Source organism: Jatrophihabitans sp. (genome assembly GCA_036399055.1).
GTDB lineage: Bacteria > Actinomycetota > Actinomycetes > Mycobacteriales > Jatrophihabitantaceae > Jatrophihabitans_A.
Genome location: DASWNX010000026.1, coordinates 174,862 through 195,572, shown reverse-complemented (window position 1 = coordinate 195,572; position 20,711 = coordinate 174,862). Strand labels below are relative to the sequence as shown.

Genomic DNA, 20,711 nt, shown 5'->3' with positions numbered 1-20,711 from the left:
AGCCAGTCAGCACCAGCGCCAGCACCAGCACCAGCACCAGCACCAGCACCAGCCAGTCAGACCCAGCACCAGCCAGTCGGAAGGAGCGCCGTGACAGACCCGCGCCGCCAGGTGCCCCGCACCGACGCGCTGCTGGCCGACCCGCGGCTGGCCGAGGCGGCCGTCCGGCTCGGCGGCGCCCGGCTCAAGGCCGTGGTCGTGGCGGTGCAACAGCTGATCCGCGACGCAGAGCTGGCGCCGGAGCAGGCGGTGCCGGCCGTGCTGGCCCGGCTGCCGGTGGCGGCGACGTCGCTGAACCGGGTGCTGAACGCGACCGGCGTGGTGCTGCACACCAACCTCGGCCGGGCCCGGTTGTCCGAGCCCGCGACGCAGGCGGTGCAGCGAGCGACGGGTTATGTCGATGTCGAGTTCGATTTGGTCAGCGGACGACGGGCCCGCCGAGGCCGAGACACGCTGGCCGCGCTGGCTCACGCCGTGCCCGACGCCGAGGCGGCGCTGGTGGTCAACAACGGCGCGGCCGCTCTGCTGCTGGCCGTCACCGCGCTGGCCGCCGGCCGCGAGGTGGTGATCAGCCGGGGCGAGCTGGTCGAGATCGGCGACGGTTTCCGGCTGCCCGAGCTCGTCGAGTCCACCGGCGCCCTGATCCGTGAGGTGGGCACCACCAATCGCACCCACCTGGCCGACTACGCCGCCGCCGTCGGCCCGCGGACCGGCTGCGTGCTCAAGGTCCATCCCAGCAACTTCCGCATCGACGGCTTCACCGCCGGCGCCAGCATCGCGGAGCTGGCGACCCTGCCGGCGCCGGTGGTCCTCGACATCGGCAGCGGCCTGCTGCGGCCGGACCCGCTGCTTGCCGACGAGCCGGACGTGACCAGCAGCCTGCTGGCGGGCGCGAGCCTGGTGACCTGCAGCGGCGACAAGCTGCTCGGCGGCCCGCAGGCCGGCCTGATCTTCGGGCAGGCTGAGCTCGTGGAGCGGCTGCGCCGGCATCCGCTGGCCCGGGCGCTGCGGGTGGACAAGCTGACGCTGGCCGCGCTGGAGGCCAGCGTGCAGGGCCCGGCCACCCCCACCGAGCGCTACCTGCACGCCGATCCGGACGAGTTGCGCCGGCGCTGCGAGCGGGTGGTCGCCGCCCTGCCGGCCGACCTCGACGCCGAGGTGACGCCCAGCGACGGCGCGGTGGGGGGTGGCGGCGCGCCCGGTCTGCGGCTGCCGGGCTGGGCCGTGTCGCTGCCCGAGAGCTACGCCCAGGCGCTGCGCGCCGCCGAGCCGGCCGTGATCGGCAGGCTCGAACGCGGCCGGTGCCTGCTCGACCTGCGCTGCGTCGAGGAAGCCGAGGAGGCCGCGCTGATCGCCGCCGCCTGCTCTGCCGCTGCCGGGCTCGCTGTCACCGCCGGGACGGCTGCCGCCGGGTCGACCGCCGCCGGGTCGATCGCCGCCGGGTCGACCGGCGCCGGGCCAGTCACCGACGCCCGCCCGGTCGCACGCTGATGCGGGTCATCGCCACCGCCGGCCACGTCGATCACGGCAAGTCGCGGCTGGTCCGGGCGCTGACCGGCATGGAGCCCGACCGGTGGGCCGAGGAACGCCGCCGGGGCATGACCATCGACCTGGGCTATGCCTGGACGACGCTGCCCTCCGGCGAGCAACTGGCCTTCGTCGACGTCCCGGGCCACCAGCGGTTCGTGACCAACATGCTGGCCGGGGTGGGCCCGGCGCCGGCGGTGCTGCTGGTGATCGCCGCCGACGAGGGCTGGCGCCGGCAGACCTCTGAGCACCTCGACGCGATCGACGCCCTGGGCATCCAGCATGGCCTGGTCGCGGTCACCCGCAGCGACCTGGCGACCCCGGATCAGACCGCGGCGGTGATCGCCGACGCCCGGCAGCGGGTGGCCCGGTCCAGCCTCGGAGAGGTGCCCGCGCTGGCGGTCTCGGGCGAGACCGGGGCCGGCGTCGAGCAGCTGCGGCAGGCGCTGCAGCGACTGGTCACCGGCCTGCCGGCGCCGAGCCTGGACGAGCGGGTGCGGTTGTGGGTGGATCGGGCCTTCACCGTCAAGGGCAGCGGAACGGTGGTCACCGGCACCCTCGGCGCCGGTCGGATCTCGGTCGGCGACGAGCTGGAACTGGCTGGCCGTCCGGTGGTGGTGCGGGGCCTGCAGCAGCTGGGCAGCCGATGCGAGCAGGTCCAGGCGGTGGCCCGGGTGGCGGTGAACCTGCGCTCGGTGCAACGGCGCGAGGTCGGTCGCGGGGACTGCCTGCTGACGCCCGGCGCCTGGTGGTCCAGCGACTGCCTGGACGTGGCGCTGGACCCGCTGCTGGCAGAGCCGCAAAGCCGGCAGGTGCTGCACATCGGCTCGGCCTCGATCCCGGTGCGGCTGCGGGTGCTCGGCACCGAGCCGGTGGCCACCGCCCGGCTGAGCCTGGACTGGCCGATCCCGGTGCAGGCCGGTGACCGGGCGGTGCTGCGCGATCCGGGGCAGCAGAGCGTCACCGCCGGAGTGCGGGTGCTCGACGCCGACCCCCCGGCGCTGACCAGGCGAGGCTCGGCCCGGGTCAGGGCCGCCCAGCTGGCCGACGGCACGGCGACCGGGCTGGCCGACCAGGTGCGCCGGCGGGGCGCGGTCAGCCGGGCCACCCTGACCGCGCTCGGGGTGCCGGTCACCGACACCGCCGGCGTTCTGACGCGCGGGGACTGGCTGATCGATCCCGACACCTGGCGGCACTGGCAGCAGGCGCTGCTGGCCGCGGTCGACCGGCACGCGGCGGCCGAGCCGTTGCGCCCCTGGATCAGCGAGGACGCCGCCCGGCAGGCAGCGGGGCTGCCCGATCCCAGGCTGCTTGCCGAACTCGCCGCCGGGCTGGGACTGCAGGCCGCCGCCGGACGGATCGGCCGGCCGGAGGCCACCCCCACCCTGGGCGCGGCGGAGCAGTCGCTGCGGTTGATCGACGAGCGCCTGGCCAAGGACCCCTTCGACGCCCCCGAGCGCAGCGAGCTGTCCGAGCTGGGACTCGGGGTGAGGGACCTGGCCGCCGCGGCCGGCGCCGGCCGGGTGCTGCGGCTGGCGCCCGACCTGGTGGTGGCGCCGGACGCCGCCGAGCGCGCCCTGGCGCTGGTGCGGGCGTTGCCGCAGCCGTTCACCGCGAGCCAGGCCCGGCAGGCGCTGGGCACCACCCGGCGGGTGGCCCTGCCGCTGCTGGAGCACCTCGACGCCGTCGGCCTGACCGTCCGGGTCGACGGCACGCAGCGAGCCGTGCGCGCCTGACCCGGGCAAGATAAGAGCAGACTACGGCGCAAGAAGCCGAATGTGAGAGGAACCGATCATGAGCGTTCGGCACGGCGTCCTGTTCGACATCGACGGCACCCTGGTCGACACCAGCTACCTGCACACCGTGAGCTGGTGGCAGGCGTTCCGGCAGGCCGGGATGGATGTCTCGATGGCGCGCATCCACCGGGCGATCGGCATGGGCGGTGACCATCTGGTGCACGAGGTCACCGACGGCGCCGCCGATGACCGCACAGAGCAGCTCACACTCGGTCACGACGCGCTGTACTCGGCTCACTGGCCGGCGCTGCGGCTGCTGCCCGGCGCGCGCGAGCTGGTGCTGCACTGCCACCAGGCCGGCCTGGTCACCGTGTTGGCGAGTTCGGCCAACAGCGCCGAACTGGATGTCCTCACCCGGGTTCTGAACCTCGACGACGTGATCGACGCGGCCACCGGCTCAGCCGACGCCGACAGCAGCAAACCCGATCCCGACATCGTCCAGGTGGCGCTGGACAAGGCGGGTCTCCAGCCGGAGAACGCCGTCTTCGTCGGCGACGCGGTGTGGGACGTGCAGGCCTGCGCCAAGGCCGGCCTGCGGTGTGTCGGGCTGGAGTCCGGCGGCACCAGCGCCGCGGAGCTGCTGGAAGCCGGCGCGGTGCAGACCTACCGCGACCCGGCCGACCTGCTGGCGCGCTTCGCCGGCAGCCCGCTGGATTTCAGCTGACAGTAGCGATGTGACTGCACTTCGTTGCATGAATTAGGTTCTCACCGCTGACCCGTTGACCCACGCCGCGTCGTCCATATCATTGGTTGCGTGTCAGGCGTCCGATGTTTCCCACGAATGGCCTGTAAATATCAGGGCAATCGGCATCGTGCAGGTAAAACCCCCTTTACGTGGCACCGCATGCTTTCTGTGTCTAGACGGCTTCGCTCAGGTAAGCCGATCGCGTACCCGGGGCGTTCACCTGTGTGCATATGACCGTTCCGCGAAGGAGCACACACGTTGACCATCAACGAGGATCTCATCGCAAACCCGTTTGACCTTGCAGGATCAGACGACACCCCACTGGCGATCGACGGCGGCGCGCCGGTCCGCAGCACCCCTTGGCCGACCTATGACAAGGGCGCCGTCTGCGTGTGTCCCGAGGACGAGGATGCCGCGATACGCGCGATTCGCAGTCATCTGTTCTTCCGCTATGACTACCGGCCCTACTCCCAGACCGAATGCGGGCAGTTCGAGCGCGAGCTGTGCGACTACTTCGGCGTCCAGCACAGCCTTGCCGTCACCAGCGGAACCGCCGCGCTGGCGCTGGCCATCATGGCCGCCGGAATCGCGCCCGGCTCGCTGATCGCCTGTCCGGGCTTCACGTTCGTGGCCACCCCGAGCGCCATCCTGATGGCCGGCTGCCGACCGCTGCTGGTCGAGGTCACCAAGGACCTGCACATGGATCTGGATGACCTGCGGCGCCGGTGGACACCGGAGGTCAAGGCCATCATGGTCGTGCACATGCGGGGCTTCGCCGCCGACGTCGAGGCGTTGTCCGACTTCGCCGACGAGATGGGCGTGCCGCTGTTCGAGGACGCGGTGCCCGCGCTCGGCGTCGAGCTGAAAGGCCGCAAGCTGGGCACTTTCGGCCTGGCCGGCGGCTTCAGCACCCAGTCGGACAAGTCGCTGAACTCAGGCGAGGGAGGTTTTCTGGTCACCGATGACAGCGCGCTGCACGCCCGCGCGGTGGTGCTCGCCGGCGCCTACGAGGGCCGCGTCGGGCGGCACTTCGGGGACCGTCCGCCGCCGCTGGACACCGATCTGAGCCTGCCCCTGCTCAGCCTGCGAATGGATGAGATCCGCGCCGCCCTGCTGCGTTCGGAGCTGGTGCGCTTGCCGGACCGGCTGGCCTGCTTCCATCGCAACTACGACTACGTCGCCACCGCGCTGGCCGACGTCAAGGGCATCGACATCCGCCAGCCGGTGGCGCCGGACGCCTACCTGGGAGAGGCGTTCATCTTCCGGGTGCCCGGCGGCCGAACGCCCGGAGGCGCAGCGCAGTGGTTCGCCGACGCGCTGTGCGCCGAGGGGATCGACGCGCGCAACCTGGGCTCGTCCAGGGACGCCAACGTCCGGGCGTTCTGGAACTGGCGGTTCCTGTTCGGCGCCGCCGGGGTCCCCGAGATCCAAGCCCAGCTGCCGGTCACCACCGGGTACCTGCAGGACTCGGTCGACGTGGCGCTGTCTTCCACGCTGCGCGCCGAGGACTGCGATCACCTGATCACCGCGGTCCGCCGGATAGCCCGCACGCTGCGTCAGCAGCGCTCAGACGGCTCAGCGGAGCGACCTGTGCGATGACAGCAGTCGCCCAGACCGACGCACTGCCCCGCAGAGCACTGGTAGGCCCGTTCGGCGGCCTGTTCTTCGGGTACCTCGGTCTGACCGCCGCGATTCCGGTGCTGCCCGAATTCGTCCGGGACCGCTACCGGGCCTCGGACTTTCTGATCGGGCTGGTCGTCACCGCCACGGCGCTCACCGCGCTGCTGATCCGGCCGCTGGCCGGCGGGCAGGCCGACTACCGGGGCAACCGGCTGGTGATGCAGGTCGGCGCGGCGATCCTCGCGCTCGGTGGACTGGCCTACTTTCTGCCGGTCGGGCTGGCCGGCCTGGTGGTCAACCGGTTGTCGCTGGGCGTCGGCGAAGCCGCGTTGTTCACCGCCGGCGCGGTCTGGGTGGTCTCGCTCGCCCCGCACAGCCGGCGCGGCCAGCTGATCGGCCTGTACGGGGTGAGCATGTGGGGCGGCATCTCGGCCGGCACGTTCCTCGGCGCGGTGCTGCGCGACCTGGGCTACGGGGCGGTCTGGACGCTCTGCGCCGTCGCGCCGCTGGTCGGGCTGGCGTTGATCAGCTCCGCGCCCGCGCCCCCGCGCCCGCCCGGCCCGCGGAAGAAGACCGGCCTGATGCTGCGCCCGGCGCTGACGCCGGGGCTGGCGTTGGCGCTGGCCGCGGGCGGGTACGCCGCGCTGGCCGCCTTCGTCGTCCTGCACCTGTTGGACCGCGGCATCGACTCCGGCGTCGTGGTGCTCAGCTGTTTCAGCCTGGTCTATGCCGGCACCCGGCTGGTGATCGGGCGGCTGCCCGACAAGTACGGCCCGCGCCGGGTGGCCACGGTGTGCGCGAGCTGCGAGGCGGCCGGCCTGCTGGTCATCGCCGTGGCGCCGAACCTGCCGATCGCCCTTCTGGGCAGCGTGGTGATGGGCGTCGGATTCTCGTTGCTGCACCCGTCGCTGGCGCTGATGGTGATGAACCGCACCGACAGGAGCCAGCAGGGCGCGGCGCTGGGCGCCTACACCTCGTTCTGGGATCTGGGGGTGGCTGTGTGGGGTCCCCTGGGCGGCGTGATCGCCGGCGCCCTGGGATACGAGGCCGTCTTCGTGGTCGGCGCCTGCTGCGCCGTGGTGGCCGCGGTGATGGCCCTGCTGATCGCCGAACCGAGTGATCAGCCGGTGGCGGTGGCTTAGAGGGGAAAGCCAGTGGAGGAATCGGAAATCACCGTTCTGTGCATCACCGGATGGTGTCGCAACGGCAGCACCATCATCGGCAACATCCTCAATGAGGCGCCCGGCGTCTTTCATGTCGGCGAGCTGCACTTCCTGTGGAAGAACTCCGCCGGACGTGGGGCCAACAGCCTGTGCGGCTGCGGCGCGGTGCTGACCGAGTGCCCGATCTGGGCCGACATCCTGCCGGTGGGCCGGCCGGCCGGGATGTCACCGGCCGACTACGCCGACCTGGTGATCGCCCGGCAGCGGGGCTTCGCCCGCACCCGGCACACCTGGCAGATCATCGGCCGTGGCCTGGACTCCGAGGGCGTGCGTCAGCACGCCGAGCTGATGAGCCGGGTCTACCGCGCGATCGCCCAGCGCACCGGCGCCCGGGTGATCGTCGACACCACCAAGATCCCTGGCGAAGCGGCTCTGTTGCCGCACCTCGACGGTGTGCACCCGGTGTTCGTGCACCTGGTCCGTGACCCGGTCGCGGTCGCCCACTCCTGGCGAGCGCCGAAGGGCTACGTCTACACGATGTCGGCGAGCAGGAGCACCGCCTACTGGCGCGGGTTCAACCTCGCGTCCCGGGCCATCCTGCGCCGCTATCCGGAGCAGTCGACGCTGCTGCGCTACGAGGACTTCATCGCCGATCCGGCCGCGACGATCGCGGAGTTGCTCCGACGCTGCGACGTCGATCCCTCGAGCAACCCGGTGGACGGGCGCACGGTGCAGCTGCACACCAACCACACCGTCACCGGCAACCCGGACCGGTTCCGGACCGGGGCCACCGTCATCCGGCCGCACGACGACTCCTGGACCCGCGGGTTGCCCCGACAGGCCCGGCTGGCCGCCATGCTGCTGTCCTGGCCGATGTCCTGGCGCTACGGCTACCGGCACCGGGGTGGTTTGCGGGTCAGACCCCGGCCCGTTCAGCCGGCGGCCGCGGTCAGCTCACAAGCCTCCTCACCGAACCTGGGGTCGGGGGGTGCGCCCGGTGGATCTGGGTCTTGAGGACAAGGTGGCGCTGGTCGCCGGCGGTTCGAGCGGGATCGGTTTGGCGGTGGCCACCGAGCTGGCCCGTGAAGGCGCGCATGTGGCGATCGCGGCCCGGGGCGTCGAGCAGTTGGACGCGGCCGTCGGCAGCGTCAAAGAGGTGGCCCGCGGCCGGGTCACCGGCGCCAGCCTGGACCTGACCGACCCCGAGGCCGCCCGGCGTTGGGTGGATGAGGTGGCCGCCGAGTTCGGGGCGCTGCACATCGTGTTGGTCAGCGGCGGCAGCCCGCCGATCGGTCCCGCGTCGCGGTTCGAGTTCGCCGACTACCAGGCCGCGGTGGACAAGGTGCTCTACCCGGCGGTCGCCGTGGCGCTGGCCGCGGTGCCGCATCTGCGAAGCGCGGGCTGGGGACGGCTGCTGTTCGTGGCCTCCGAGACCGCCGTCGCGCCGATCGGGCCGCTGACCCTGTCCGGGGTCACCAGGGCGGCGGTGGTGCGCTTCGCTCAAGGGCTGGCCGCCGATCTCGGCCGGGAGAGCATCACGGTCAACGTCCTGGCGCCAGGCGGCGTGCGCACCCCTCCGATGGAACGGGCCGCTGCCAGGCTGGCAGGTGATTCAACCACCGTCGAGGCCACTCTCGCGGCGATGGGAGAGCACAGCGCGGTGGGCCGGTTGGCACGTCCGGACGAGGTCGGCGCGGTCGCCGCGTTCCTGGCCAGCGAGCGCGCCTCCTTCGTCACCGGCGCGGTCCACCTGATCGACGGCGGGGCCGGCGTGGTCGGACCGGACCTGCCGCACCTGACCGGCGCCGCCCCGGGCGCCTTCACCTTCACCTGAGGCAGCTTCACCGTCGCGCACACGCACGTTGGAGAAAGGAAGATCATGACCACCACCGGCCAGTCCTTCACCGAGCATGACGTGGAGGGCTTCTTCGACGAGACCACCCAGACCTATCTGAGCTTCTGGGACAGCGAGGGCGTGCTGCATACCGGTTACTTCGCCGGTCCCGAGGACGAGGACTACCGGGCGGCGGCTGAACGCACCTCTGACCTGCTCGCCGCCGAGGCAGGCGTCACCTCGCAGTCCTATGTGCTGGATGTCGGCTGTGGTTGCGGCAATTTCCTGTTTCACCTGGCACAGCGCTACGGCTGCCGGGGTGAGGGGTTGGATCTGAGTCTGGAGCGGGTGAGATTCGCCCAGCGACAGTCGGCATCCGAGCGGCGGGCCGGTCTTGAGCTGGCCTTCACCCATGGCTCGGCGACGAAGATGCCTTATGCCGACGGCACGTTCAGCCATGTGGTCAGCCAGGACGCGCTGTTCCTGGTGCCGGACAAGCCGCGTAGTCATGCAGAGGTCTACCGGGTGCTGGCGCCTGGCGGCGTCTTCGCATTCTCCGATTTCCTGCAACCGAAGCAGGACATCAGCGAGCAGGCCCGTACCCATGTCTATGACCGGGTTCGCTGGAGCAGCGGTTACTCCTTCCTCGACTACCAGGCCGCTTTGGAGCGCGCCGGCTTCCAGGTGCTGTCGGCACGCAACCTGGTGACCCACATCAGGCAGACCTACGGCGTGCTCCGGACCGTGGCGATCCAGCGAGCCCAAGCCACTGACGACCCGGCGGCCCGGGAGTGGATTCTCGCCTTCGCCGGCTCGTGTTCGGAGATACAGCTGGCGATCGACCGTGGCGAATTCGGCTGGGGCGTCTTCGTCGCCCGCAAGCCGGCCGGCGCCACCACCTGATCACCTTGTGCGAATCGAGAGGAAGACATGTCAATCCCACAAACCATAACCGTCAAACGGACCCTCGGCGAGGTCGTGGCCGATCGACGGTCGCAGATGTCGCCGGGTCGCCACTTCTTCGAGGCTTACCGCAAGGACGGCCTCGACGCGGTGGTCGACTTCGATGTGACCGTCACCGACGCGCTGCCCAGCTTGCGCCGTAAGCCGCGCTTTCCGGTCCGGAACATGCTCAAGATCGTCAACCTGTCCGAAGACCCCAGGCAGCTCTACTGGCACGAGACCACCCGGCAGCCCGGAGACCCTGAGGTGACGTTCGGCCAGGAACGGCGGGAGCTGGCCAATCACTTTCACCTGTCGCCCATCCCTGAACTGCTGACCACCACGGCGTGGGTGCAGGTGCCCGACGGCCTGTGGCAGGACGCGCACGCCTTCGAGTCCTTCATCAACTACCGGTTGATCATCCGGCTGTGCACCGCGGAGAACTACACGATCTTGTGCGGTGAGACCGGCTTGCTGAGTATGCCGCAGATCCCTCGGATCACCTCCAAGGCGCCGTTCACCTCGACGATCATGGCGGCCTGCGACGAGATCGAGCAGATGGGTTGCACCGCGGACGGGCTGGTCCTCAACCCGGTTGATTACTACCGGTACCTGGAGAGCAGCCGATTGATGGACACGCTGGAACGCAATGGCGTGTTCATCGTCCGGACTCGCCTCGTGGAGCCCGGCACGGCGCTGGTCGGTGACTTCGGCCATGGCGCGGAGCTCTTTGACGCCGGCCGGTCGACGATCCGATTCGCCGAGCCGCCACCGGGGACGTTCAACCGACCCGGCATCGCGGTGAAGGCCGAGATCTACGAGCGGGTGGTGGTGAACCTGCCGTTCACCTTCTACCTGGTGACCTTGTAGGCCCACGGTGCCCGACCGGCCGCTGACCGGCTCGTCCCACGAGCCGGACGTGTTGGTGATCGGGGGCGGCGCCGCCGGGCTCTGGTGCGCCTACTTCCTGCGCCTGGCGGGGCACACCGTCACCGTGCTCGACCGGGACGCGGTGGGCGACCCGGTGGCCTGCTCGTACGGCAACACCGGTTTCGTGGCCAACGGCGGTGTTCCGCTGGCCGGACCGGCGGTGCTGCGCCGCGGATTGCTCTCGGCGCTACGGCCGGACGACCGGTTGGCGCTGCCGCCGACCCTGGACCGCCGGCGGTTGCACTGGTTGTGGCAGCTGCACCGGGCGGGCCGGCCGGAGCAGGTCCGGCGCAGCGCGAGCGTGATGGCCGAGCTCAAGCGGCGCAGCCTGGAGATCCTGCACGGCTTGCGGGTCAGCGACTTGCCGCACCCTGACTTCACCGCGACCGGCGTGGTCCAGGCCTACAAGACAGCCGACGCCTTCGCACGGGCTCGCCAGGCGCTGCCACGGGCCTTGGCCGCCGGGGTGCGGCTGCGCGTCCTGGAACCGGACGAGCTGCGGGCGCTGGAACCGGACACCGAGTTCGACATCGCCGGCGCGCTGTACAACGAGGGCGCCGGCTTTCTGCGAGTGCCCAGCTTCATCGTCTCGCTGGCTCGGACGCTGACCGAGATGGGCGTCGACCTGGTCGAGAACTGCGCGGTCGAGGGCTTCGAGGTGTCCGGGCGCACGGTTCTGGGCCTGCGCACCGACCGCGGGGACTTCCGCCCGCGCGAGATCGTGGTGGCGGCGGGCAGCTGGTCGGGGACGCTCGCGCGGCTGCTGGATGTCAATCTTGAGCTGCAGCCGATCAAGGGCTACAGCATCACGGTGCGCAGGCCCGACAACGCCCCGCGCGGACTGGTGTTGCTGGTGGAGGGGACGGTCGCGGTGCGGCCGTTCACCGATCAGCTGCGTTACGGGGGCGACATGGCGCTGAGCGGCATGGACACCTCGATCTCGCGGCGGCGGGTCGGGCGCATGCTGCAGACCGTGCACGCCCACCTGCCCGCCATGTCACGCACCGAGACGCTGCAGGTGTGGGCCGGGCTGCGGCCTTGCACCCCGGACAGCCTGCCGTTCATCGGCCGGGCGCCGGCCTATGACAACCTCACCGTGGCCGCCGGCCATGGCCACAGCGGCATGGGCCTGACTCCGGTGGGCGGGCAGCTGGTCGCTCAGCTGATCGAGGGCAGCCAGCCGTCGATGGACCTGGCGCCGTTCCGGCTGGACCGCTACAACACGCCACCGCCCTGGCTGCGTCCCCGCGCCGCCCAGCCCGTAGGAGGACTCCGATGACCGCCGCCCTCTCCGGCAGCCCGTCCAGCGCGCCGATCGGGGTGATCGGCCTGGAGACCATCTTCACCAAGATCCCGGGACACATCCGCAATCGGAGCACCTTCGGCTTTCCGGTTCTCTACGAGGTCGTCCGGGGCGCCACCGCCGAGCGGGTGGTCACCCAGGCCGATCCGAGCCTGATCGAGCCGTTCTGCCGGGCCGCCCAGAAGCTGCAGGCGCGCGGCGCAGCCGCCATCACCACCGGCTGCGGCTTCCTGGTGCTGTTTCAGAAGCAGCTGGCCGACGCGGTGACCGTTCCGCTGTTCGCCTCCAGCCTGACCCAGCTGCCGATGGTGCGCCGGATGATCTCCGCCGATCGGAAGGTCGGGTTGCTGGTGGCCAAGCAGGTGTCGCTGACGCCGCGGCACCTGGCGGCCATCGGGGCCCAGGACGTCGAAGTCTGCGTCATCGGGATGGAGTCCTCGACCGAGTTTCGGGAGGTCATGCTCGAAGGGCGCCGGGTCGAGCTCGACGTCGAGCGGCTGAAAGCCGACGTGCTCAGCCAGGTCGAGGAGTTGGCGCGGGCCAACCCCGACCTAGGCGCCCTGGTGATCGAGTGCACCGACCTGGTCCCGTTCGCCCATGACATCCAGCAGCGCCTCGGACTGCCCGTCTTCGACATCGTGACGCTGACGAACATGGTGCATGCCGCGCTCACCCGCCACCCTTACCGCTGACCGCGCACGGCCGTGGCGCCTGCTCTGAGGTCTGGGATGTCATGGCCGTCACGGCGAGCCGGGCGGGCGGGGCTCGCGGCTGGCTAAGCTCCTCCCGTGCCAACCGATCCTGACAGGCCCCGGCCACGCTTGCTGGTGGCCGGTGACGTGGGCAGCGTCGCCGACTACCACGTCGGAGACGACGCGATGCTGTTCGGGCTGCTGGCGGCGGCCGAACGCGCCGGGATCGACGCCGACTGGACTGTGGTGTCGGCAAGCCCACAGAGCGCCGCTGCCCGGTTCGGCCATCCCTCGACTGCGCCCTTCGGCTTCCAGGACTGCCCCGACGAAGCCAGCCGGGCAGCGATGCTGGCCGAACTCGACTCGTTGGCGGTCACCGCGCCCGGTCCCGGCCAGCGGCTTCGTCAGCTCATGTCCGGCGCGACCGCCCTCGTCATCGCCGGCGGCGGAAACCTCAGCCAGTCCTGGCCGGCGCTGGTCTACGAGCGGGTGGCGCTGAGCCGGTTGGCCCGCCGGCTAGGCGTGCCGATGGCCCTCACCGGCCAGAGCATCGGGCCGCGGTTCGGCGCCGAAGTGCGACCACTGGTGGTCGAGCTGCTCGACGCCGCCGTGGCGGTGGGCGTCCGCGAGAAGTGGTCCTATGCCCTGGCGCAGCTTCTGGGCGTGCCGGGGGAGCGGCTCGTGCTGGGCAACGACGACGCGGCGGCGCTCTGCTCAGAGGCCTCGCCCGCCGACGCCGCGCTTGGCACTGGTGATGCCGGAGATCTGCGGCCCCCGTTCCTCGCCGTCACCCTCAACGACCTCGGCGATGGCGCGTTGAGCGCCATCGCCGTCCAGCTGGCCGAGCACAGCCACCTGACCGGCGCCGGCGTGGTGCTGGTGCCTCACGCCGGTGACCTCGGTGGCGCGCCGCTTCAGGACGTCGCCGCCGCGCACCGGGTCGCTGCCGCCTTCGACGCGCGGCTGGCCGAGCTGGGCAGTGACCGCACGGCCGTCGTAGTGCCGCTGCCGTCGGCGTCGCAGGCGATCGAGTACTGCCGCCGGGCTGAGCTGGTGATCAGCAGCCGCTACCACCCGGTGGTGTTCGCCGGCAGTTGCCAGACGCCGATGCTCTTTCTGCACCAGGACGCCTACACCGCCATGAAAGGAATCGGCGCTCTGAGCCACTACGGCATGGCCGACTGGCGGTTGTCGGTCGAGAACGCCGTCGCCGGCCGACTGCTGCCGGCGGCCACCGAACTGTGGGGGCAGCGTCGCCACCTGGCCGCGCAGTTGCCGACCGACGCTGGCGAGCAGGCGAGCGTTCGGCTGGGGGCACTGCTCGCCGGACTGGTCGACGGCGAGCTCGCGCCGGGGGGCCAGCCGATCAGGCCGCAGTGGTCCGAGCCGAAGCTGCCGGACTTCATCGAACTCTCCGAGGCCGAGCTGGGCGCCGCGCTCAGCGAGCGGTCAGCACTGAGGCAGCAAGCCGAACAGGCCGAGCGGTACGCGTTGTCGTTGCAGGAACAGGCCGAACGCCACGAGCCCTACGTGCGCTCGCTGCTGCGCAGGGCCGAGATCGCCGAGCAGTACGCGGCGTCACTGCTCGACCGAGCGGAAACGGCGGAGCAGCACGCGGCCGCGCTGGAGACCCGCCTTGGCCAGAGCCGACGATAGCTCAGCCACCCCCGCGGGCGGCGGCGGAGCAGCGACCGGTGCTCGCAACCGGGCCACCTCGGCCTCCAGGCTGCGCGCGTACTCGGTCGCTGACCTGATCGACTCCTGCAGCACGGCGTTGTCCGCCTTCAAACTCAGGGCGTACTCGGCTGCTGAGTCCGCGCTCGCCGCCTGGGCGGCCTGCTCCTCGCGCAGCAGGTCGAGGTAGGGATGCGAAGGGCCGGTTGAGGCGCCAAGGATCAGCGGGAAGTGCTCGCCGGTGAGGATATTGCGGGTGCGCGAGTCCAGGTAGCAGGCGGTGAAGGCTCGCCGCGGCATCGGCGTCGGGTTCACTCCCGACCGGTGAATGAGCCAATTGTGCATGAGCACCGCGTGCCCGGCCGGCACTTCCAGCGGCAGCACCTGATCCTGCGGGCAGTGCCGCTGCGCGTCCTGGTCGCTGAGGGTGCTGCCCTGGGCGCTCACCAGGCCGAGCCGGTGACTGCCCGGGATCACCTCCACGCAACCGTTGGCGGCCGTCGCGTCGTCCAGCGCCATCCAGATCGTGATCAGTGGGTCGCGGTCGAGCGCCCAGACGTCGCCGCCGTCCTGATGCCAGGGCAGCACGGTGCCCTGCGCGGCGGGCTTGTTCATCACCATCGCTCGAAACAGCGATGCCGAGGTGTGGGGGCCGTAGTGGTGCGCGGCGATCTCGGCGAGCACCGGGCTGCGCAGCACCGAGCGGAACAGCTCGTCGGTTTCCAGGCCTTGCACCTTGCGGTACAGCAAGGTGCCGGCGGCCGGCTGCGCCGTCACGTCCGGCAGATCCTCGTAACGGCCGCCGGTGTCCAGCTGCACCTGGACCTGCGGGTTCACCACCTGACCCAAAGCCAGGTCATCGACCCGAGCGCACAACCGTTGAAGCTCGTCGGCGTCCACCAGCCGGCCAAGGTGCAGAAAGCCCTGCCGAAAGTACTGATCCCATTGCTCGTCGGAGATGTGGGCCTGCGGCGAATCGGATTGCGTCATGGTCACTGGATCTCCTCGGGGCTTGCCTGGGTCAGTTGCGCAGCCATCGCGTCCAGGCGCTCAACGACGTCGACCAACTGCCGGCGATGCCCTTCGATGCCAAGCCGAGCGCCGTCGGCGAGCTCGCTCAGAGCGTCCAGCCGGGAGGTCTGGGCGGTGCTCTCGGCGCCGGCCTCGGCCGCCATGGTGCTCAGCACGTCGGTGCGCTCGGCAAGGGCCTGGTGATGGGCGCCGATGCTGGCCACCAGCGACTGCAGGCCCGAGATGGCGCTGTGCTGCTGGCCGGCGGCCGCCTGTAACTGGGCAACCGTTTGCCGCACCTCGCTCAGGCGCTCACGCAGGCCCTCGACTGCGGAGTCCAGTTCCTGCTCGACGTGCTCGGAGACGGCGTCGGTCGCGTCCAGGATGGCGTTGAGACGGATGTTGAGCTGCTCGTCATGGCTGGCCAGCAGCCGGTTGAGCGCTCGCTGGAAGAATCGGGACGCGCGGGACAGGCCGCCGGGCCGGGTCCGCACCTGCAAGGGGGTGTCGAGCAGCCGGTGGCAGGCGCGCAGGGCAAGCGTGGGTCTGGATTCCGGGACCGGCGCCGGCTGAGCAGGCTCTGGCGGTTCGGCGTTGAGGGACTGCTCGATCTGCCGCACCCGTTCCATCACGAAGCGGACACTGCGATCGAGGCCGTGGCTGCTGCGCATGACCTCCTGAGCGCGCGCTCCCAGCCGCTCGGCCTCGCCGGGGTGCTCGAACACCCAGCGCAGGTGGCGGACCGCCTCGGCGTGGTCCGGTTCGGCCCACCGGGTCGGCGGGCCGTACGGGCGCGCGCTCGCCGGAATCTCGGCCAGCTCGTATCCGACCAGCAAGCTGTTCTCGTCGTTCATGAAGTCGAGGTTTCCGGAGTAACCGGTGGCGATCACGGGCCGGCCCGCCGACATCGCCTCAGACATGGTCAACCCCAGGCCCTCAGCCCGGTGCAGCGAGACGTAGGCCGCGCAGTGCGCTATCAACGACCCGACCACGTCGGCGTCGAGGTAGTCCTCGATGAGGTGGATGTCCGAACGCCCACGGCAGGCGCTGAGCAGTTGTTCGCGTTGACTGCGGAAACGCTCTCCGTTGACGCTCTTGATGACCAGCTCGGGGCCCTGGCCGTCGGCGAAGGCAGCGGTGAACGCCTCGACCAGGCCGACCGGGTTCTTCCTTTCAAAGACACTGAAGTAGTCGAACATATACAGCAGGTACGGCCGATCCGGCAGCCTGAGCGCATCCCGGTCCAGCTCCGCGGTCCGGGGCAGCTCCGGGACCGGATAGGGGATCACATACACCGGCTTGTCGGTCTTGCGGGCGATCGCCGTCCGGACGAATTCCGAGATCGCCCAGATCTCATCGACCAATTCGATGGCGGTGTCGAAGCTGTCGGGGAAGTCCTCGACTTCCCAGGCCCAGACGCCGATAGTGTGCCGCCCCGCCAGCAGCGAGCTTCCTGCCTCGCTGGCCCAGAGCGGGAACTGGTCGGCGTTGATCGAGGCGATGGTGATGGGGTAGCGGACTTCGCTGACTTCTTCGGTGAACGCGGCCTGCTGGCGGCTCAAGGTCCGGGCGCTGGTGAGGGTGACATAGGGCAGCCCGGTCGCCCGCACCACGTCGGCCAGCAACCGCCCGATCTGGCCGACGCCGGTCTCGGTCCGAAAGTAACCGGCCAGGTTCACCCCGAGCACGTCGGAGCTGATGACCGGTAGGGCGCCGTTGGCAGCCAGCGCCTCGGTGGGCAGCAGCGCCGCTGACAGTTGCGCTTCGCGCACCCCCGAGGTCAGGCACCAGGCCAGCAGCGGCGCCTGGTCGACGCCGAAGATGTCGGGGAAGGCCAGCTGAAGGTCAGGCCGGTTGCGCCACAGGCTTTCCACCAGCCGGTTGACCCAGCTGCCCTCGGCCACCGGCGCGCTGAACCAGGCCAGCACGTCGGCGTCATCGTCGCGGAAGGGCATCGGCGGGTAGGGGTCGCCGGCCAGCTCGGCCTCGACCACCGCGCTGCGGTAGGCGCGACGCATCATCGAGGTGACGGCCGTGCCGTCGTTGAGACGGCCGAAGCGGTAGGGCGTGCCGAGTGACCGGTCGAAGCCTTCGTGCTTGAGAGCGGCCGCGTACTCATCGCACAGTCGCCGAACAGTCGGGTGTTCGCTCAGCAGGACCCGGGGACGGTCGGCGACGTACTTGCTCAGAATCCAGGGCGTGTCGGGGTTGTAGCCGCTGAAGTGGAAGAACCGCAACGGCCGGGAATCGACCTGGTAGGCCTGGCCGTCCCACTCGATCCGGCGGCTGTCGAGGTTCCAGTACGCGACGTTGTAGCCCGGATCGCGCAGCACGCCGTGGTCGAAGTAACCCGGCACCAGGTCGATCCAGCGCTGGTCGGTGAACAGCATCTGCTCAGGCGCTGAGATCGAGTCCCGGCGCAGCCGCTCCTGCCACCACCCCAGCATGGCGCGCGCGTCCTTGTTGACGGCGATGAAACCCAAGTTGTAGACGCCGGCGCCCATGATGTCTGCCTCGGATGGCCGCAGGCTGTCCCGGCGCATCGGGCTGACCGTGTGCGGGGTGAGCAGGATGGTGCTGTCGAGGGCGGCACGCTCGATCTCGTCCAGCGCGCTGTAGACGTAGATGTCGGGGTCCAGGTAGACCGCGACGTCGGCGCCGCGGTCGAGCAGCAATTCCAGTGCCCAGGGCTTCAGCGCGGTCGAGAGCTCGGTGATGTCGTAGAGCAACGCCATCCTGCTCAACTCGGCCGGCTCCAGGCTGAGTTCGTGGGGCGTCACCACCTCGAAGCCGTCCGTGCTGGGTATCTCACCGGGCAGCGCGTCAACCACCAGCACGCTGAAGTGCGAGTCGGGATTGCAGGCCAGGAACGAACGCGCCAGGGTGCGGGCCATGGCCAGGTAGTTGCGCGCCGCGATGGTGACAGCGTGCACCGTTCGTCGCTCCGTCCCTCGATTGCTCAATCGACTGGGCTGATGTTCATCGGCTGCGGCCGGGTAGACGAGCGGTATCGTCAGCCAGCGTGCAAACCGCAGATAAGGCGCAACCTAACACCGCGAGGTCGCCTCGGGCGGTATCAACGGGCCGGTCGGCCTTCGCGTCGCTGCGCCGTGCGGCTGGCGAGTCAGCCGGTTTGCCGGCGGCGATGCTGCTGGCCTGCGTGAGCCTGACTGCCCCGATGAGCGCCATCACGCCCGGAGCCGGGCTTGATCCGAGCTGGATGACAGCGCTGAACCTGGCCCCTCGGCAGGGGCTGAGGTTCGGCCCGGATTTGCTTTTCACCATGGGGCCCTGGGGGTTTCTCGATCATCCCCACGCGACCAGCCGGGCGAACCTGGTGCTCGGGACGGTGTTCGCGGTCTTTGCCGTGAGCCTGGCGTGGCTGGCCTTCTCCTACCTGTTCCGCCGGGTCACCACGGTGAACCGGGCAGCGGTCGCGGCGGCCGGCCTGGTCGCGCTGATCGCCCAGGCCAATTCGATGAGCGCGGTGCTGCTGATGGCGACCGGCGCCCTTGCGCTGCTTTACCTCAGCGCTGAGCGGCCGCCCGGTCAGCACGGCTGGCTGCCCCCGACACTCGCGGCCGAGGCCGCTGTGCTGGTTCAGGTCAAGTTCTCGGTCGGCGTCGTGGCCACCGCGATCGCCGCGGTGTGCCTCGCCTTCGGCGCCGGTCATAAAGGCCGGCAGGCCGCGGTGGCCGGGCTCAGCTGGCTGCTCGCCACCACGCTGGCCTGGTTGCTCGCCGGCCAGGCCTTGACCGACTACCCCGGCTGGTTTGCAGGCTCGGTGCAGATCGCGGCCGGCTACACCGAGGCGATGGCGCTGGAGGACAAGCCGAACGTGCTGCCCTATGCGGTGCTGGGCGCTGTCGTGGCCGTGATCGGGGGGTACTTCGTCCGCAGCTGGCGTGCTGAGGGATTGCGGCCCCTGATCGGAGTGCTGCTGGTGTCAGCGCTCCTGCTGTACCTCGGCTTCCGGGAGGTGGCGGGCCGGCATCAACCTGGGCGCAACCCGTTCTTCTTTCTCACCGCGGCGCCGGTGCTGGCGTGGTCTCTGGCCGCCAGGGGCAGCGCCGCGAACACCGCCAAGAGCGCGAGCACAGCCAAGAGCATCGTCACAGGCCTAGCCGTCAGGGACCCCGCTGGAAACCTGGCGTTTCGGGCAGCTGTTCTCGTGGTGACCGTGCTGCTGGCGGCACGAAGCTGGCTGCCGACCGAACCGTCTCAGGCGATGGCAGCGTGGGCGGACCGGGTCCAGGTGGTGACCGACGCCCGGTACCAGAAAGCCACCCTGAGCCAGGCGCAGCGCCAGGCCCAGCAGGCGTACGGGCTGTCCGGTGAGCTGAGGGCGGCGGTGGCCGATCACCCGGTGGCGGTGGACTCGTTCGAGTCGTCGCTGCCCTGGGCCTATGACCTGACGTGGCGGCCCGTTCCGGTGTTCCAGACCTACGCCGCCTACACGCTCGGCCTGGACCGGCGCAATGCTGAGGCCCTCAGCCGCGCGGCCGGCGATCAGCGAGTCCTCCGCTCGGCCGTCGGCGCGATCGACGGGCGCAATCCGCTGTGGGACTCACCGCGATATGTCCTCACCGAGGTGTGCGGCTACCGCCCCGAGCTGTCCGACGCGCGCTGGCTGCTGCTGAGAAAGTCCACTGACCGATGCCGGCCCGCGACTGCCATGCCGGCTCGGACGCTCGCCAGAGGGGCCAGGATCGACCTGCCCGAGGTCGGCGCGCGCCAGCTGCTGGTGATGTCGTTCACGCCGAGCCAGGTCAACCCGCTGATCAGGCTGGGCCGCGCGGTGGACAAGAGCTTCTCGCCGTTGACAGTCAGCTGCGGCCAAGCCTCCTACCGGGTGCCCCGGGCGCTGGCCGGCGGCCCGCTGATAGTCAGGATGCCGGCGGCGGCCGGATGGCCGGCCGGCTACCTCGGCGACTTCTCCTGCCCGGCCATCGCCTTCAACGAGGCGGGCTCCGTCCGATTCAGCGCCCTGACGCTGTCGACGGGGTGATCAGGCTCGATCCTGCTGGCGCTCGTCGGCCCTTCGGCGCTGCAGCGGCAGGACCAGCCACAGGCTGATGAACACCACGGACAGCAGCGAGGTCACCACGATGGCGAAGACCCGTCCGACCACGTGGTCGAAGATCAGCAGGACGCCGCTGAGCACTGCCAGCAGCAGGAAGGTGGTGCCAGCCAGCGCCAGCTTGTTGGTGATGAGCACCAACTCGTCCTTCAGGCCTTGCCGGAACACCAGCCGGTGGAAGGCCACCGGCGCGACCAGCAGCGCGATGGACAGCGTGCAGAACAGCAGGGTGATCACGTAGATGGTGCGCTGGACGTCGTCCAGGCTCTGAAACCGCTCCTGGAACGCGATCGAGAGCATGAAGGCGAACAGGATCTGCACACCGGTCTCAGCCACCCGCAGTTCCTGCAGCAACTCGCCGTAGTTGCGATCGAGCCTGTCGGCCTCTGACTCGTCTCGGCGCTTGGAACCGGAGTCCTCAGCTTCTGCCACGGTGGAGATCCCTTCTTCGGCG

The 20,711-nt window shown here is 70.4% G+C and carries 16 protein-coding genes; 13 read left to right on the top strand and 3 right to left on the bottom strand.

All coding sequences use genetic code 11. The annotated features are described in order from the left end of the window. The first annotated feature begins 90 nt into the window (after nt 1-90). The 12 genes from selA to VGB75_10460 all read left to right on the top strand — a co-directional run bounded on the left by selA (nt 91) and on the right by VGB75_10460 (nt 14,148). Entirely contained in the window at nt 91-1,491 is a 1,401-nt protein-coding gene (gene selA, locus VGB75_10515; GenBank protein ID HEY0167463.1) for an L-seryl-tRNA(Sec) selenium transferase, read from the top strand. Beyond that, nucleotides 1,491-3,263, top strand: coding sequence for a selenocysteine-specific translation elongation factor (gene selB / locus VGB75_10510; protein HEY0167462.1), 1,773 nt, complete (start codon nt 1,491-1,493; stop codon nt 3,261-3,263). Before selA ends, selB begins: the two co-directional genes overlap by 1 nt. 58 nt (nt 3,264-3,321) lie before the next feature. Continuing rightward, complete coding sequence (locus VGB75_10505; protein ID HEY0167461.1) at nt 3,322-3,987, top strand: HAD family hydrolase; 666 nt, start codon at nt 3,322-3,324, stop codon at nt 3,985-3,987. 279 nt (nt 3,988-4,266) lie between these two features. After that, a complete protein-coding gene (locus VGB75_10500; GenBank protein HEY0167460.1) occupies nt 4,267-5,607 on the top strand; it encodes an aminotransferase class I/II-fold pyridoxal phosphate-dependent enzyme in 1,341 nt (446 codons plus the stop codon). Beyond that, the gene (locus VGB75_10495; protein HEY0167459.1) at nt 5,604-6,770 is read left to right on the top strand and encodes an MFS transporter; all 1,167 of its coding nucleotides are present in this window, start codon (nt 5,604-5,606) and stop codon (nt 6,768-6,770) included. The genes VGB75_10500 and VGB75_10495 overlap by 4 nt, the downstream gene beginning before the upstream one ends. A gap of 12 nt (nt 6,771-6,782) precedes the next feature. Continuing rightward, a complete protein-coding gene (locus VGB75_10490) occupies nt 6,783-7,805 on the top strand; it encodes a sulfotransferase (protein ID HEY0167458.1) in 1,023 nt (340 codons plus the stop codon). Continuing rightward, complete coding sequence (locus tag VGB75_10485; protein ID HEY0167457.1) at nt 7,789-8,625, top strand: SDR family oxidoreductase; 837 nt, start codon at nt 7,789-7,791, stop codon at nt 8,623-8,625. The genes VGB75_10490 and VGB75_10485 overlap by 17 nt, the downstream gene beginning before the upstream one ends. Nucleotides 8,626-8,670: 45 nt before the next feature. After that, on the top strand, nt 8,671-9,528 hold the full coding sequence (locus VGB75_10480; protein HEY0167456.1) for a methyltransferase domain-containing protein: 858 nt from the start codon (nt 8,671-8,673) through the stop codon (nt 9,526-9,528). A gap of 75 nt (nt 9,529-9,603) precedes the next feature. Next, nucleotides 9,604-10,437: a family 3 encapsulin nanocompartment shell protein gene (locus tag VGB75_10475; protein ID HEY0167455.1), complete on the top strand. Its 834-nt coding sequence runs from the start codon at nt 9,604-9,606 to the stop codon at nt 10,435-10,437. 7 nt (nt 10,438-10,444) lie between these two features. Next, nucleotides 10,445-11,776, top strand: a complete 1,332-nt coding sequence (locus VGB75_10470) for an FAD-dependent oxidoreductase (protein ID HEY0167454.1) — start codon at nt 10,445-10,447, stop codon at nt 11,774-11,776. Continuing rightward, nucleotides 11,773-12,492, top strand: coding sequence for an aspartate/glutamate racemase family protein (locus VGB75_10465; GenBank protein HEY0167453.1), 720 nt, complete (start codon nt 11,773-11,775; stop codon nt 12,490-12,492). The genes VGB75_10470 and VGB75_10465 overlap by 4 nt, the downstream gene beginning before the upstream one ends. A gap of 96 nt (nt 12,493-12,588) precedes the next feature. Further along, on the top strand, nt 12,589-14,148 hold the full coding sequence (locus VGB75_10460) for a polysaccharide pyruvyl transferase family protein (protein HEY0167452.1): 1,560 nt from the start codon (nt 12,589-12,591) through the stop codon (nt 14,146-14,148). Here the strand turns inward: VGB75_10460 and VGB75_10455 are convergent. Both VGB75_10455 and VGB75_10450 read right to left on the bottom strand, forming a co-directional pair. Continuing rightward, nucleotides 14,071-15,156, bottom strand: a complete 1,086-nt coding sequence (locus tag VGB75_10455; protein ID HEY0167451.1) for a phytanoyl-CoA dioxygenase family protein — start codon at nt 15,154-15,156, stop codon at nt 14,071-14,073. The two genes, VGB75_10460 and VGB75_10455, sit on opposite strands and share 78 nt — an antisense overlap. A gap of 2 nt (nt 15,157-15,158) precedes the next feature. Then, nucleotides 15,159-18,110, bottom strand: coding sequence for a glycosyltransferase (locus VGB75_10450; GenBank protein HEY0167450.1), 2,952 nt, complete (start codon nt 18,108-18,110; stop codon nt 15,159-15,161). 245 nt (nt 18,111-18,355) lie between these two features. Here VGB75_10450 and VGB75_10445 point away from each other — a divergent pair, with 245 nt between their 5' ends. After that, nucleotides 18,356-20,185 (top strand): hypothetical protein, encoded by a 1,830-nt coding sequence (locus VGB75_10445; GenBank protein ID HEY0167449.1) that lies wholly within the window; start codon nt 18,356-18,358, stop codon nt 20,183-20,185. On the opposite strand, the gene VGB75_10440 is transcribed toward VGB75_10445, so the two are convergent. Continuing rightward, nucleotides 20,186-20,689 carry a DUF6328 family protein gene (locus VGB75_10440; GenBank protein ID HEY0167448.1) on the bottom strand — a complete coding sequence of 168 codons (504 nt, stop codon included), beginning with the start codon at nt 20,687-20,689 and terminating at the stop codon, nt 20,186-20,188. Between the last annotated feature and the right edge of the window lie 22 nt (nt 20,690-20,711).